General features: G+C 59.9%; 12 protein-coding genes. All 12 read left to right on the forward strand.

The window, feature by feature from the left end; genetic code table 11:
* Nucleotides 1–14 precede the first annotated feature (14 nt).
* The 12 genes from uppS to dnaE all read left to right on the forward strand — a co-directional run bounded on the left by uppS (nt 15) and on the right by dnaE (nt 14,934).
* A complete protein-coding gene (gene uppS, locus AC07PQ_RS10690; protein ID WP_007924072.1) occupies nt 15–770 on the forward strand; it encodes a polyprenyl diphosphate synthase in 756 nt (251 codons plus the stop codon).
* Nucleotides 770–1,576, forward strand: coding sequence for a phosphatidate cytidylyltransferase (locus AC07PQ_RS10695; RefSeq protein WP_493185472.1), 807 nt, complete (start codon nt 770–772; stop codon nt 1,574–1,576). The genes uppS and AC07PQ_RS10695 overlap by 1 nt, the downstream gene beginning before the upstream one ends.
* A complete protein-coding gene (ispC, locus tag AC07PQ_RS10700; RefSeq protein WP_277587969.1) occupies nt 1,573–2,763 on the forward strand; it encodes a 1-deoxy-D-xylulose-5-phosphate reductoisomerase in 1,191 nt (396 codons plus the stop codon). Before AC07PQ_RS10695 ends, ispC begins: the two co-directional genes overlap by 4 nt.
* A gap of 54 nt (nt 2,764–2,817) precedes the next feature.
* Nucleotides 2,818–4,170, forward strand: coding sequence for a sigma E protease regulator RseP (gene rseP, locus AC07PQ_RS10705; protein ID WP_493185473.1), 1,353 nt, complete (start codon nt 2,818–2,820; stop codon nt 4,168–4,170).
* A gap of 74 nt (nt 4,171–4,244) precedes the next feature.
* Entirely contained in the window at nt 4,245–6,632 is a 2,388-nt protein-coding gene (bamA, locus tag AC07PQ_RS10710) for an outer membrane protein assembly factor BamA (protein ID WP_493185474.1), read from the forward strand.
* Between the two features lie 45 nt (nt 6,633–6,677).
* Nucleotides 6,678–7,181 (forward strand): OmpH/Skp family outer membrane protein, encoded by a 504-nt coding sequence (locus tag AC07PQ_RS10715; protein WP_007924063.1) that lies wholly within the window; start codon nt 6,678–6,680, stop codon nt 7,179–7,181.
* A 3-nt stretch (nt 7,182–7,184) separates the two neighbouring features.
* On the forward strand, nt 7,185–8,240 hold the full coding sequence (lpxD, locus tag AC07PQ_RS10720; protein WP_007924061.1) for a UDP-3-O-(3-hydroxymyristoyl)glucosamine N-acyltransferase: 1,056 nt from the start codon (nt 7,185–7,187) through the stop codon (nt 8,238–8,240).
* A gap of 109 nt (nt 8,241–8,349) precedes the next feature.
* The gene (fabZ, locus tag AC07PQ_RS10725) at nt 8,350–8,790 is read left to right on the forward strand and encodes a 3-hydroxyacyl-ACP dehydratase FabZ (protein WP_007924058.1); all 441 of its coding nucleotides are present in this window, start codon (nt 8,350–8,352) and stop codon (nt 8,788–8,790) included.
* Complete coding sequence (gene lpxA / locus AC07PQ_RS10730; RefSeq protein ID WP_007924057.1) at nt 8,787–9,563, forward strand: acyl-ACP--UDP-N-acetylglucosamine O-acyltransferase; 777 nt, start codon at nt 8,787–8,789, stop codon at nt 9,561–9,563. The genes fabZ and lpxA overlap by 4 nt, the downstream gene beginning before the upstream one ends.
* Nucleotides 9,564–9,565: 2 nt before the next feature.
* A complete protein-coding gene (gene lpxB, locus AC07PQ_RS10735; RefSeq protein WP_493185475.1) occupies nt 9,566–10,696 on the forward strand; it encodes a lipid-A-disaccharide synthase in 1,131 nt (376 codons plus the stop codon).
* 11 nt (nt 10,697–10,707) lie between these two features.
* Nucleotides 10,708–11,340 (forward strand): ribonuclease HII, encoded by a 633-nt coding sequence (gene rnhB / locus AC07PQ_RS10740; protein WP_007924054.1) that lies wholly within the window; start codon nt 10,708–10,710, stop codon nt 11,338–11,340.
* A gap of 69 nt (nt 11,341–11,409) precedes the next feature.
* Nucleotides 11,410–14,934, forward strand: a complete 3,525-nt coding sequence (gene dnaE, locus AC07PQ_RS10745; RefSeq protein ID WP_053259801.1) for a DNA polymerase III subunit alpha — start codon at nt 11,410–11,412, stop codon at nt 14,932–14,934.
* Nucleotides 14,935–14,948: the final 14 nt, after the last annotated feature.

Here is a 14,948-nt window from a genome sequence, read left to right on the forward strand (position 1 = left end):
GGGTCGGGCTTTAAATGGACAAGACCAAGCAGAGTGCGCCGTCCTCGGTGCCGCGCCATGTCGCGATCATCATGGATGGCAACAATCGCTGGGCGAAAAAACGCTTCATGCCCGGCGTCGCCGGGCACAAGGCGGGTGTGGATGCCGTGCGGGCAGTGATCGAGGTCTGTGCCGAGGCCAAGGTCGAGGTGCTGACCCTGTTTGCCTTCTCCAGTGAGAACTGGCAGCGGCCGGCCGATGAGGTCAGTGCCTTGATGGACCTGTTCTTCAAAGCATTGCGCCGCGAGGCCAAGCGCCTCAACGAAAACAACATCAGCCTGCGCATCATTGGTGATCGTTCGCGTTTCCATCCTGAGTTGCAGGCGGCAATGCGCGAGGCGGAGGCAATGACTGCGGGTAGTGACCGCTTCATTCTGCAGATCGCTGCCAACTATGGCGGTCAGTGGGATATCGCCCAGGCCGCTCAGCGCCTGGCGCGGGAAGTTCAGGCGGGGCATCTGCGTCCTGAGGACATTACCCCTGAGTTGTTGCAAACCTGCCTGGCGACTGGCGACCTGCCGTTGCCGGACCTGTGCATCCGTACGGGTGGCGAGCACCGCATCAGCAATTTCCTGCTCTGGCAGCTGGCTTATGCCGAGCTGTACTTCTCCGACCTGTTCTGGCCGGACTTCAAACACGATGCCATGCGCGCTGCGCTGGCCGATTACGCTTCTCGCCAGCGCCGCTTCGGTAAAACGAGCGAGCAGGTCGAGGCTGGAGCCCGGGTTTAATGCTCAAACAACGAATCATCACGGCACTGATCCTGCTGCCGATCGCCTTGTGCGGTTTTTTCCTGCTCGAAGGTTCCGCCTTCGCCCTGTTTATCGGGCTGGTGGTGACCCTTGGGGCCTGGGAGTGGGCGCGTCTGGCAGGCTTCGAGGCTCAGCCGACCCGTATTGCCTATGCAGTAGTGGTCGCTGCGCTATTGTTCCTGATGCAGTTGCTGCCGGGTATCGCGCCTTGGGTGCTAGGTGCAGCGGTGCTCTGGTGGGGGCTGGCAACTTTCCTGGTGCTCACCTACCCACGCACCAGCGAGCATTGGGCCGGTGCCGCGGCCAAGCTGGTGATCGGTCTGCTGATTCTGCTGCCGGCCTGGCAAGGCCTGGTCTTCATCAAGCAGCAGCCTTTGGGCAACTGGTTGATCATGGCGGTGATGGTGCTGGTCTGGGGCGCTGATATCGGTGCCTACTTCTCCGGCAAGGCGTTCGGCAAGCGCAAGCTGGCGCCGCAGGTCAGCCCGGGCAAGAGCTGGGAGGGAGTGTACGGCGGCCTGTTACTGAGCCTGATGATCACTGCGGTGGTCGGCCTGGTTGCGGGCTGGTCCGTCGGGCAGATCATTCTAGGCTTGCTCGGAGCGGCTATCGTGGTGTTCATCTCGGTGGTCGGCGACCTGACCGAAAGCATGTTCAAGCGCCAGGCCGGGATCAAGGACAGCAGTAACCTGCTGCCTGGGCATGGCGGCGTGCTCGATCGTATCGACAGCCTGACCGCGGCCATTCCGGTATTCGCCGTGCTGTTGTGGATGGCTGCATTGTGAGTCGCCCACAGCAGATTACGGTTCTCGGAGCCACCGGCTCTATCGGCCTCAGTACGCTGGATGTCATTGCCCGTCATCCCGAGCGTTATCAGGTCTTCGCCTTGAGCGGTTTCAGTCGTCTGGCTGAGTTGCTGGCGCTGTGCATCCGTCACGCTCCCCGTTTTGCCGTCGTCCCGCATATCGCTGCCGCGCGCAGCTTGCAGGAGGACTTGCGCAATGCCGGTTCGCGCACCCGTGTACTGGTGGGCGAAGAGGGGTTGTGTGAGGTGGCGTCCGACCCTGAAGTCGATGCGGTCATGGCGGCTATCGTCGGTGCTGCGGGCTTGCGTCCGACCCTGGCTGCCGTCGAGGCCGGCAAGAAAATTCTCCTGGCCAATAAAGAAGCACTGGTCATGTCCGGCGCACTGTTTATGCAGGCGGTGGGCAAGAGCGGTTCGGTGTTGCTGCCTATCGACAGTGAACACAACGCCATCTTCCAGTGCATGCCCGCGGACTTTTCCCGTGGGTTGAGCAATGTGGGAGTGCGGCGTATTTTGCTGACCGCATCCGGTGGCCCGTTCCGCCAAACTCCGCTGGCCGAACTGGAGCAGGTAACGCCCGAGCAGGCGTGTGCCCACCCCAACTGGTCCATGGGGCGCAAGATTTCCGTCGATTCGGCCAGCATGATGAACAAAGGCCTCGAGTTGATCGAGGCGTGCTGGTTGTTTGATGCCAAGCCTGCCCAGGTCGAAGTGGTGATTCATCCACAAAGCGTGATTCATTCGCTGGTCGACTACGTGGACGGTTCGGTGTTGGCCCAGTTGGGCAACCCGGATATGCGCACGCCGATCGCCAACGCCCTGGCTTGGCCGGAGCGGATCGACTCCGGCGTGCCGCCTCTGGATCTGTTCGCCGTGGCGCGCCTGGATTTCCAGGCACCTGATGAACAGCGGTTCCCTTGCTTGCGTTTGGCGCGCCAGGCCGCGGAAGCTGGCAACAGCGCTCCGGCCATGTTGAACGCGGCCAACGAGGTGGCTGTTGCCGCGTTTCTCGAACGGCGCATCCGCTACCCCGAGATCGCGAGTATCATCGAAGAAGTTTTAAGCCTCGAGCCGGTTGTTGCAGTCGATGAACTGAGCGCCGTGTTCGCGGCGGACGCCAAAGCCCGTGCCCTGGCTGAGCAGTGGCTGGGTCGCAACGGCCGGTAAGGATTGCGACAAGCCTGAGCGTATCGGCACTGGATAGGATTGCGGAGAAAGTAGATGAGCGCGCTCTATATGATTGTCGGCACCCTGATCGCCCTGGGTGTGCTGGTCACCTTCCATGAATTCGGTCACTTCTGGGTGGCGCGTCGTTGCGGCGTCAAGGTTCTGCGTTTCTCCGTGGGCTTCGGCATGCCGCTGCTGCGTTGGCATGACCGGCAGGGTACCGAGTTCGTGATTGCCGCCATCCCGCTGGGCGGCTACGTAAAGATGCTCGACGAGCGCGAAGGTGAAGTGCCTGTCGATCAGCTTGATCAGTCGTTCAATCGCAAGTCGGTGCGCCAGCGTATCGCCATCGTTGCCGCCGGTCCTGTCGCCAACTTCCTGCTGGCGCTGGTGTTCTTCTGGGGGCTGGCGATGCTCGGTAGCGAGCAGGTGCGTCCGGTCATCGGCAGCGTCGAGGCTGGAAGCATTGCCGCCAAGGCCGGCCTGAGTTCCGGTCAGGAAATTGTTGCAATCGATGGCGAACCCACCTTGGGGTGGTCGGCGGTCAACTTGCAGCTGGTTCGGCGTCTGGGCGAAAGCGGCACCTTGCAGTTGTTGGTTCGCGAGCAGGGTTCGACTGCCGATTCGCCCCGCGAGCTGGTGCTCGACAATTGGCTCAAGGGGACCGATGAGCCGGATCCTATTCGTTCCCTGGGGATTCGCCCCTGGCGTCCGGAGCTCGCCCCCGTTCTGGCCGAGCTCGACCCGAAAGGCCCGGCCCAGGCGGCTGGCCTGAAAGCCGGCGATCGCTTGCTGGCGCTGGATGGTCAGCCGCTGACCGATTGGCAACAGGTCGTCGACTGGGTGCGTGTACGTCCTGATACCAAAATTGTGCTGCGCGTCGAGCGTGATGGTGCTCAAATCGACGTCCCGGTGACCTTGGCCGCGCGCGGTAAAGAGAAAGTTGCCAGTGGTTATCTGGGGGCTGGGGTGAAGGCAGTCGATTGGCCGCCGGAAATGCTTCGCGAGGTCAGTTATGGCCCGCTGGCTGCGATTGGCGAAGGTGCCCGGCGTACTTGGACCATGAGCGTGCTGACCCTCGATTCACTGAAGAAAATGTTGTTCGGCGAGCTCTCGGTAAAAAACTTGAGTGGACCGATAACCATTGCTAAAGTGGCGGGCGCTTCTGCCCAGTCGGGCGTTGCTGATTTCTTGAATTTCCTTGCTTATCTGAGTATTAGCCTAGGGGTTCTGAACTTGCTGCCCATTCCTGTACTGGATGGGGGGCATCTGTTGTTTTATCTGATCGAGTGGGCGCGTGGTCGTCCCTTGTCGGATCGGGTGCAAGGTTGGGGGATACAGATCGGTATCAGCTTGGTGGTCGGGGTGATGTTGCTTGCCTTGGTCAACGATCTGGGTCGTCTGTAACGCTTCGCTGAATTGCGAATCTGCCGCATTTTGCGGCAGTTTCTTTATTGCCAGTTGGAATAAGAAAGGACTTCATGAAACGTCTGCTGCTAACTGCGGTTCTCTCCGTATTGATGATCGCCGAAGTTCACGCCGAGTCCTTCACTATCTCCGATATCCGCGTCAACGGCCTCCAGCGGGTCTCCGCGGGTAGCGTCTTTGGGGCCTTGCCGCTGAACGTCGGTGAGCAGGCGGACGATCGTCGCCTGGTGGAATCCACTCGTGCGCTGTTCAAAACCGGCTTCTTTCAAGATATCCAGCTGGGCCGCGATGGCAATGTCCTGGTCATCACGGTAGTCGAGCGTCCATCCGTCGCCAGTATCGAAATCGAAGGCAACAAGGCGATTTCCACTGAAGACTTGATGAAAGGCCTCAAGCAATCCGGTCTCGCGGAAGGCGAAATCTTCCAGCGTGCGACCCTTGAAGGTGTGCGTAACGAACTGCAGCGCCAGTATGTAGCCCAGGGCCGCTACTCGGCCACCGTCGATACCGAAGTGGTTCCGCAGCCGCGCAACCGTGTGGCGTTGAAGGTCAACATCAACGAAGGCACCGTCGCTGCCATCCAGCACATCAACGTCGTGGGCAACACCGTGTTCCCGGACGAAGACCTGGTCGAACTGTTCGAACTCAAAACCACCAACTGGCTGTCGTTCTTCAAGAACGACGACAAGTATGCGCGTGAAAAACTCTCCGGTGACCTGGAGCGCCTGCGTTCCTACTACCTGGATCGTGGCTATATCAACATGGATATCGCTTCGACCCAGGTATCGATCACCCCGGACAAGAAACACGTCTATATCACTGTGAACGTCAACGAAGGCGAGAAGTACAGCGTTCGTGACGTGAAGCTCAGCGGTGACCTGAAAGTGCCTGAAGACCAGGTCAAGTCGCTGCTGCTGGTCGAGAAGGGCCAGGTGTTCTCGCGCAAATTGATGACCACCACTTCCGAGCTGATCACCCGCCGCCTGGGCAACGAGGGTTATACCTTCGCCAACGTCAACGGTGTTCCGCAGCCTCACGACGAAGATCACACGGTCGATATCACGTTCGTGGTTGATCCGGGCAAGCGTGCCTATGTGAACCGCATCAACTTCCGCGGCAACACCAAGTCCGAGGACGAAGTGCTGCGTCGCGAAATGCGTCAGATGGAAGGTGGCTGGGCTTCGACTTACCTGATCGACCAGTCCAAGACCCGTCTGGAGCGTCTGGGCTTCTTCAAGGAAGTCAACGTAGAAACCCCGGCCGTGCCAGGTGTCGATGACCAGGTAGACGTCAACTACGCAGTAGAAGAGCAGGCTTCCGGTTCGATCACTGCCAGCGTCGGTTTCGCCCAGAGCGCCGGTCTGATCCTCGGTGGTTCGATCACCCAGAACAACTTCCTGGGTACCGGTAACAAGGTCAGCATCGGCCTGACTCGCAGCGAATACCAGAGCCGTTACAACTTCGGCTATGTCGACCCCTACTGGACCGCCGATGGTGTGAGCCTGGGTTATAACGCGTTCTATCGCACCACTGACTACGACGACCTCGATGTCGACGTGGCGAGCTATGCGGTAGACAGCCTGGGTGCCGGCGTCAGCGTTGGCTACCCGATCAGCGAGACTTCGCGTCTGACCTTCGGCCTGACCGCGCAACAAGACAAGATCAAGACCGGTCGCTATACCGTCGATGAAATCTTCGACTTCGTGAACCGTGAAGGCGATAACTACCTGAACTTCAAGGCTTCGGCCGGCTGGTCCGAGTCGACCCTGAACAAAGGTGTCCTGGCGACCCGTGGTCATTCCCAGAGCCTGGTGCTGGAAGCCACCACCCCAGGTAGCGACCTGTCGTTCTTCAAGCTCGACTACCGCGGCCAGTTGTTCCAGCCGCTGACCGACACCTACACCATGCGCCTGCACACCGAACTGGGTTATGGCGACGGTTATGGTTCGACCGACGGCTTGCCGTTCTATGAAAACTACTATGCTGGTGGTTTCAACTCGGTTCGTGGTTTCAAGGACAGCACCTTGGGTCCTCGCAGTACTCCGAGTCGTGGTGTACTTGCCACAGGCAACGCCGGTACCTCGCTTGACCCGGACCAGGATGCCCTGCCATTCGGTGGCAACGTTCTGATCCAGGGTGGTGTCGAGGTGTTGTTCCCGATGCCGTTCGTCAAGGATCAGCGTTCGCTGCGGACTTCCGTGTTCTGGGATGTGGGTAACGTATTCGACTCCAAGTGCGAGAAGACCACCAACACCAACGGCACACCGTCCAATACACAGTGTAACGACATCAGCCTGAGCAATCTGGCCAGTTCCGTGGGTGTCGGCGTGACATGGGTAACCGCTCTGGGCCCGCTGAGTTTCGCTCTGGCGATGCCGATCAAGAAACCTGACGACGCTGAAACCCAGGTGTTCCAATTCTCCCTCGGTCAGACTTTCTAAGAGTCCGACCCAAGATAACGACAATGGATTTTGTAGGAGTGCATCGTGCGTAAGTTGACTCAATTGGTTCTCCTGGCGACTGTCCTGGTAGCAGGCCCGGCCTTCGCCGACATGAAAATCGCCGTGCTGAACTATCAGATGGCACTGCTGGAATCCGATGCTGCGAAGAAATACGCAGTGGATGCCGAGAAGAAGTTCGGCCCGCAGTTGAACAAGCTGAAAACCCTGGAAAGCAGTGCCAAGGGTATTCAGGATCGTCTGGTTGCCGGTGGCGACAAGATGCAGCAAGGCGAGCGTGAGCGTCTGGAGCTCGAATTCAAGCAGAAAGCCCGTGACTTCCAGTTCCAGTCCAAGGAACTGAACGAAGCCAAGGCCGTTGCCGATCGTGAAATGCTCAAGCAACTGAAGCCGAAACTCGACAGCGCCGTGGAAGAAGTCATCAAGAAAGGTGGTTTTGACCTGGTGTTCGAGCGTGGCGCAGTGATTGATGTCAAACCTCAGTACGACATCACTCGCCAGGTTATCGAGCGCATGAATCAGCTGAAGTAACCCATGACAGCGACTATAAAGCTCGGCCAGCTGGCCGAGTTCCTCGGAGCCACCCTGCGTGGCTCCGCAGAGAAAGAAATCACTGGGCTAGCCACCTTGCAGGAGGCTGGCCCAGCTCAGTTGAGCTTTTTGGCAAATCCCCAATACCGTAAGTATCTGGCTGACAGCCAGGCGGGCGCCGTGCTGCTGAAGGCGGCGGATGCCGAAGGTTATGCCGGTGATGCCCTGGTCGTGGCCGATCCCTACCTGTCGTACGCACGCATTTCCCACCTGTTCGATCCCAAGCCCAAGGCGCCGGTCGGTATTCATCCGACTGCAGTCATTGCCGAGGATGCTGTGGTTGACGCAACGGCTAGTGTTGGCGCGTTTGCGGTCGTCGAGAGCGGCGCGCAAATCGCTGCGGGTGTCACGATCGGTGCTCATTGTTTTATCGGTGCTCGTTGCCAGATCGGCGAGGGCGGCTGGCTGGCTCCGCGCGTGACGCTTTATCACGATGTGCGTATCGGCAAGCGTGTGGTCATTCAGTCTGGTGCGGTACTGGGCGGCGAAGGTTTCGGTTTCGCCAACGAGAAGGGCATCTGGCAGAAGATCGCGCAGATTGGCGGTGTCACCATTGGCGATGATGTCGAGATCGGCGTGAATACCGCTATCGATCGCGGAGCGCTGGCCGATACCGTCATTGGTAATGGCGTGAAGCTGGATAACCAGATTCAGATCGCCCACAACGTCCAGGTCGGTGATCACACCGCCATGGCAGCCTGCGTCGGTATTTCCGGCAGCACCCGGATCGGCAAGCACTGCATGCTCGCCGGCGGTGTCGGGCTGGTTGGCCACATCGATATTTGCGACAACGTTTTCCTGACCGGGATGACCATGGTGACCCACTCGATTACCGAGCCGGGTGCCTACTCTTCCGGTACAGCCATGCAGCCTGCTGCCGAGTGGCGCAAAAGCGCGGCACGCATCCGTCAGCTCGATGATCTCGCGCGACGCCTGCGGCAACTGGAAAAGCGCGTTGGGGAAGTGACCCCCGACGGTAAAGCTTCATCAGATGGCTGATACCATTTCCATATCAAGTGTGCACAGCCGTTAGACTGCCTCCTTGATTTGCTAGAGGAGTGTGCGTTAGTCGCACGCTCCCAATCTTTACTACAGGCTTCCCCCCGAAATGATGGACATCAACGAGATTCGCGAATACCTGCCTCACCGTTACCCGTTCCTGTTGGTGGACCGGGTAGTGGATCTGGATGTTGAGGGCAAGTGCATTCGTGCCTACAAGAATGTCAGCATCAACGAACCTTTCTTCAATGGTCATTTCCCCGCGCATCCAATCATGCCGGGCGTGCTGATCATCGAAGCCATGGCTCAGGCTGCGGGCATTCTTGGTTTCAAGATGCTGGACGTGAAGCCGGCCGATGGCACCCTCTATTACTTCGTCGGTTCCGACAAGCTGCGCTTCCGTCAGCCGGTGCTGCCGGGTGACCAGTTGATCCTGGAAGCCAAGTTCATCAGCTGCAAGCGCCAGATCTGGAAATTCGAATGCCAGGCTTCGGTCGACGGCAAGCCAGTCTGCTCCGCTGAAATCATCTGTGCGGAACGCAAACTATGAGTTTGATTGACCCTCGCGCAATCATCGATCCGACGGCCATTCTGGCCGACGACGTTGAGGTTGGCCCGTGGTCGATCGTTGGCGCCGGTGTGGAAATCGGCGAGGGTACGGTGATCGGGCCTCATGTAGTTCTCAAAGGCCCGACCCGGATCGGTAAGCACAATCGTATCTACCAGTTCTCCTCGGTAGGCGAAGACACTCCCGATCTGAAGTACAAAGGCGAGGAAACCCGCCTGGTGATTGGTGACCACAACGTCATTCGTGAAGGCGTGACCATTCATCGCGGCACTGTCCAGGATCGTTCCGAGACTACTCTCGGCGATCACAACCTGGTCATGGCGTACGCCCATATCGGTCACGACAGCGTGATCGGCAACCATTGCATCCTGGTCAACAATACGGCGTTGGCTGGCCATGTGCATGTGGACGACTGGGCGATCCTGTCCGGCTTCACCCTGGTTCACCAATACTGCCATATCGGCGCCCACAGCTTTTCCGGCATGGGTACGGCGATCGGCAAGGATGTTCCGGCTTTTGTCACAGTGTTCGGTAACCCGGCCGAGGCACGCAGCATGAACTTCGAGGGCATGCGTCGTCGTGGTTTCAGCGAAGACGCGATTCACGCCCTGCGTCGAGCCTATAAAGTGGTGTATCGCCAAGGCTTGACCGTCGATCAGGCGCTCGTCGAGTTGGCAGAAGCTGCTGCACAATTTCCCGAAGTCGCGGTATTTCGTGACTCGATTCAGTCTTCGACCCGCGGCATCACCCGTTAATCATGAGCAAACTGCGTATTGCGCTGGTGGCTGGCGAAGCTTCCGGCGACATTCTTGGCGCCGGTTTGATGCGCGCGCTCAAGGCCCAGCATCCCGCCGTTGAATTCATCGGTGTCGGAGGCCCGCTGATGCAGGCCGAAGGGCTGACCTCTTACTTCCCGATGGAGCGCCTGGCGGTCATGGGGCTGGTGGAAGTCCTGGGACGCTTGCGCGAACTGCTGGCCCGGCGCAAGAAACTGGTTCAGACCCTGATCGCCGAGAAGCCGGACGTGTTTATCGGCATCGATGCCCCCGATTTCAACCTCAACATCGAACTCAAGTTGCGTCAGGCCGGCATCAAGACCGTGCACTACGTCAGCCCCTCGGTCTGGGCGTGGCGACAAAAGCGCGTGCTGAAGATCCGCGAAGGTTGCGACCTGATGCTGACGCTGTTCCCGTTCGAAGCCAGATTCTATGAAGAGAAGGGCGTGCCGGTGCGGTTCGTCGGGCACTCCCTGGCTGACGCCATTCCGCTGGAGGCTGACCGGGCCGCGGCTCGCACTGAGCTGGGCTTGCCCGAGGGCCCGCTGGTGGCCCTGATGCCGGGCAGCCGTGGCGGTGAAGTCGGGCGCCTGGGAGCCTTGTTTCTCGACGCGGCACAGCGCTTGCGCGCTTTGCGTCCAGGGGTGCGTTTCGTCATGCCCTGCGCGAGCCCCGAGCGATGCACTCAGTTGGAAGAGCTGCTGGCCGGTCGCGACCTGCCGCTGACCCTGCTCAACGGCCAGTCGCATCAGGCGCTGGCGGCTTGCGACGCGGTATTGATCGCTTCCGGCACCGCGACCCTTGAGGCGCTGCTGTATAAGCGCCCAATGGTCGTCGCCTATCGCCTGGCACCGCTGACCTTCTGGATTCTCAAGCGCATGGTCAAGAGCCCTTATATTTCCCTGCCGAACCTGCTGGCCCAACGCCTGCTGGTTCCCGAGTTGCTGCAGGACGACGCCACTGCAGAGGCCCTGGCCCAGACCCTGTCGCCCTTGATCGAAGACGGCCAGGAGCAGACCCGCGGGTTTGACGAGATCCATCGTACCTTGCGCCGGGATGCCTCCAACCAGGCGGCTGACGCGGTGTTGAACCTGATTGGCAAACCGGCATGAGTAACGAAAAGATGCAGATGGGACTGGATTTCTCGCTGGTGGCCGATGCCGAAGACCTGGTGGCCGGTGTCGACGAAGTAGGGCGCGGCCCCTTGTGCGGCGCGGTGGTCACGGCTGCGGTCATCCTCGATCCGAGTCGGCCGATTCTCGGCCTGAACGACTCGAAGAAACTCACCGAGGCCCGTCGCGAAAAGCTTTACGACGAAATTTGTGAGAAAGCCCTGAGCTGGTGCATTGCCCGCGCCGAAGTCGAGGAAATCGACGAGTTGAATATCCTGCATGCCACCATGCTGGCCATGCAGCGCGCGGTAGAAGGGCTGAGCGTGACCCCGAAACTGGCGATGATCGACGGTAACCGTTGCCCGAAACTGTCGATGCCTGCCGAAGCCGTGGTCCAGGGCGATAGCAAGGTGCCTGCGATCGCCGCGGCGTCGATTCTGGCCAAGGTCAGCCGGGATCGCGAGATGGCGGCGTTCGAGCTGATCTACCCCGGTTATGGCATCGGCGGACACAAGGGCTATCCGACGCCCGTTCATCTGGAAGCGCTGGCCCGCCTGGGGCCGACGCCGATTCACCGGCGCTCGTTCGCGCCGGTACGCCAAGCCTACGAAGCCCGTGAGAACGTGGGCGAGATTCAGTCCTGAGGCTGATGTTTTAGCGAAGGCCCGGTACAATCCGGGCCTTGTTGTTTTTGCGCTCATTACAGGATCACTATGCCGGCTTCATTCGTTCATCTACGCCTGCACACTGAATATTCCCTGGTTGACGGTCTGGTGCGGATCAAACCGCTGGTCAAGACGTTGGCCGGCATGGGCATGCCCGCCGTGGCGGTTACCGACCAGAACAACATGTGTTCCCTGGTCAAGTTCTACAAGGCGGCCATGGGCACCGGGATCAAGCCGATCTGTGGCGCCGACTTGTGGCTGTCGAACAAGGATCCCGAGAATCCACTGAGCCGCATCAGCTTGCTGGTGATGAATGCCGTGGGCTATCGCAACCTGACCGAGCTGATTTCCCGCGGCTTCATCGATGGCCAGCGTAATGGCCAGATCATCATCGAGCGCGAGTGGGTGGCCGAGGCCGCCGAAGGTCTGATCATGCTCTCGGCCGCGAAAGAGGGTGAGATCGGTATTGCCCTGCTCGCTGGTGACCTGCAAGAAGCGCAAACCCTGGCGCGCGAGTGGATGGCGGTGTTCCCGGATCGTTTCTATCTGGAAGTGCAGCGTACCAACCGTCCCAACGACGAAGAGCAGTTGCACGCGGCGGTGGCCCTGGCGGACAAGATCGGCGCGCCGCTGGTGGCAACCAACGATGTGCGGTTCATCAAGCGCGAAGACTTCGAGGCCCATGAAACCCGGGTCTGCATCGGTGAAGGCCGCGCCCTCGACGACCCGCGCCGTTCGAAGAACTACAGCGACCAACAGTACCTGAAAAGCGCCGAGGAAATGGCCGAACTGTTCAGCGACCTGCCCGAGGCCCTGGAAAACACGGTCGAGATCGCCAAGCGCTGCAATATCGAAGTGAAGCTGGGCAAGCACTTCTTGCCTGACTATCCGATTCCCGATGGCATGACCATCGATGAGTATTTCCGCAAGGTCTCGTTCGACGGGCTGGAAGAGCGCCTCAGTGTGCTGCTGCCCAAGGACACTACCGAAGACTATGAAGCCAAGCGCCAGGTGTATGTCGACCGGCTGAACTTCGAGCTGGATATCATCATCCAGATGGGGTTCCCCGGTTACTTCCTGATCGTTATGGACTTTATCCAGTGGGCCAAGAGCAACGGTGTGCCGGTAGGTCCCGGCCGGGGGTCGGGTGCCGGTTCCCTGGTGGCCTACGTGCAGAAGATCACCGACCTCGACCCGCTGGCCTACGACCTGCTGTTCGAACGCTTCCTCAACCCGGAACGGGTTTCCATGCCCGACTTCGACGTCGACTTCTGCATGGACGGTCGTGACCGGGTCATCGACTATGTGGCCGAGAAATATGGCCGCAACGCGGTAAGCCAGATCATCACCTTCGGTTCCATGGCCGCCAAGGCGGTGGTGCGGGACGTGGCGCGGGTGCAGGGCAAGTCTTACGGCCTGGCTGATCGTTTGTCGAAGATGATTCCCTTCGAAGTCGGCATGACCCTGGAAAAAGCCTACGAACAGGAAGAAATCCTGCGTGACTTCATCAAGGTCGATGAAGAAGCGGCGGAAATCTGGGAAATGGCGCGCAAGCTCGAGGGCGTGGTGCGTAACGTCGGCAAGCACGCCGGTGGTGTGGTTATTGCGCCGACCAAGCTGACCGACTTCTCGCCGATCTACTGCGACGAAGCCGGTGATGGCCTGGTAACCCAGTTCGACAAGGACGACGTTGAGGCCGCCGGCCTGGTGAAGTTCGACTTCCTCGGCCTGCGGACCCTGACCATCATCAAGTGGGCGATGGAGACCATCAACCGCGAGCAGGTCAAAAAGAACCTGCCCGATGTCAACATCGACTTCATCCCGCTGGACGACAAGAAGACTTACGAGCTGTTGCAGAAGGCCGAGACCACTGCGGTGTTCCAGCTCGAATCCCGAGGCATGAAAGAGCTGATCAAAAAGCTCAAGCCCGACTGTCTGGAAGACCTGATCGCACTGGTAGCGCTGTTCCGTCCTGGTCCGTTGCAATCGGGCATGGTGGACGACTTCATCAACCGTAAGCACGGTCGCGCCGAACTGGCCTATCCGCATCCGGACTACCAGTACGAGGGCCTGCGGCCGGTACTGGCGCCGACCTACGGCATCATCCTGTATCAGGAACAGGTGATGCAGATTGCCCAGGTGATGGCGGGCTACACCCTTGGCGGGGCCGACATGCTGCGTCGTGCCATGGGTAAGAAAAAACCCGAGGAGATGGCCAAGCAACGCGGCGGCTTCATCGAAGGTTGCGCCAACAACAATATCGATGCCGACCTGGCGGGCAACATCTTCGACCTGGTGGAAAAGTTCGCCGGCTACGGTTTCAACAAGTCCCACTCGGCCGCCTACGGCCTGGTGTCCTACCAGACTGCGTGGCTCAAGACGCATCACCCGGCGCCTTTCATGGCCGCGGTACTGTCCGCGGATATGCACAACACCGACAAGGTGGTGGTGCTGATCGAAGAAGTGCGCAGCATGAAGCTGCGCCTCGATGCTCCGGATGTGAACAGTTCCGACTTCAAGTTCACCGTTAATAACGACGGCCGCATCGTCTATGGCCTGGGAGCGATCAAGGGCGTGGGCGAGGGGCCGGTGGAGGCGATCGTCGAGGCTCGTGCCGAAGGTGGTCCGTTCAAGGATCTGTTCGACTTCTGCAGCCGGGTCGACCTCAAGCGCATCAACAAGCGTACCCTCGATGCGTTGATCCGCAGTGGTGCCCTGGACCGCCTGGGGCCCTACTTCCACGACGAAATCAAGGCCTACCAGGCCAACATCGACCGCAACCGCGCGGTGCTGTTGTCGGCCCTGGAGGAAGCAGTCAAGGCGGCCGAGCAGACCGCGCGTACCGCCGACAGTGGCCACGCCGACCTGTTCGGCGGGGTCTTCGTCGAAGAAGATGCGGACGTCTACGCCAATCATCGCAAGGCCAAGGAACTGACCCTCAAGGAGCGCCTGAAAGGGGAGAAAGATACCCTTGGCCTGTACCTGACCGGGCACCCGATCGACGAATACGAAGGTGAGATCCGCCGTTTCGCCCGCCAGCGCATCGTCGACCTGAAGCCGGCGCGCGATACCCAGACCGTCGCGGGCATGATCATTGCCCTGCGGGTCATGAAGAACAAGAAGGGCGACAAGATGGGGTTCATTACCCTTGACGATCGTTCGGGGCGGATCGAGGCTTCGCTGTTCGCCGAGGCCTTCCATTCGGCCCAGTCCCTGCTGCAGACCGACGCGATGGTGGTGGTCGAGGGCGAGGTCAGCAACGACGACTTCTCCGGCGGCCTGCGCCTGCGGGTCAAGCGGGTGATGAGCATGGAAGATGCGCGCACCAATTTGGCGGAAAGCCTGCGCCTGAAGGTGCACACCGAAGCCCTCAAGGGCGATCAGCTACGCTGGCTGGGGGAGTTGTGCAAACGCCATCGCGGCGCTTGCCCGATCTCCATGGAGTACACCAAGGAGGACGCCAAGGCCTTGCTGCAGTTCGGCGAAGCCTGGCGGATCGATCCGGCGGATGCCTTGATTCAAGCCCTGCGTGACCAGTTCGGGCGAGACAACGTCTTCCTCCAATACCGTTGACGGTCTGGCGCCAT

This window comes from Pseudomonas sp. GW821-FHT09E12, from assembly GCF_059416085.1.

Coding starts and splice junctions, on each gene's coding strand:
- rseP (WP_493185473.1), top strand. CDS start 2,818: ATGAGCGCGCTCTATATGATTGTCGGCACCCTGATCGCCCTGGGTGTG.
- lpxD (WP_007924061.1), top strand. CDS start 7,185: ATGACAGCGACTATAAAGCTCGGCCAGCTGGCCGAGTTCCTCGGAGCC.
- rnhB (WP_007924054.1), top strand. CDS start 10,708: ATGCAGATGGGACTGGATTTCTCGCTGGTGGCCGATGCCGAAGACCTG.
- lpxB (WP_493185475.1), top strand. CDS start 9,566: ATGAGCAAACTGCGTATTGCGCTGGTGGCTGGCGAAGCTTCCGGCGAC.
- lpxA (WP_007924057.1), top strand. CDS start 8,787: ATGAGTTTGATTGACCCTCGCGCAATCATCGATCCGACGGCCATTCTG.
- fabZ (WP_007924058.1), top strand. CDS start 8,350: ATGATGGACATCAACGAGATTCGCGAATACCTGCCTCACCGTTACCCG.
- dnaE (WP_053259801.1), top strand. CDS start 11,410: ATGCCGGCTTCATTCGTTCATCTACGCCTGCACACTGAATATTCCCTG.
- AC07PQ_RS10695 (WP_493185472.1), top strand. CDS start 770: ATGCTCAAACAACGAATCATCACGGCACTGATCCTGCTGCCGATCGCC.
- uppS (WP_007924072.1), top strand. CDS start 15: ATGGACAAGACCAAGCAGAGTGCGCCGTCCTCGGTGCCGCGCCATGTC.
- bamA (WP_493185474.1), top strand. CDS start 4,245: ATGAAACGTCTGCTGCTAACTGCGGTTCTCTCCGTATTGATGATCGCC.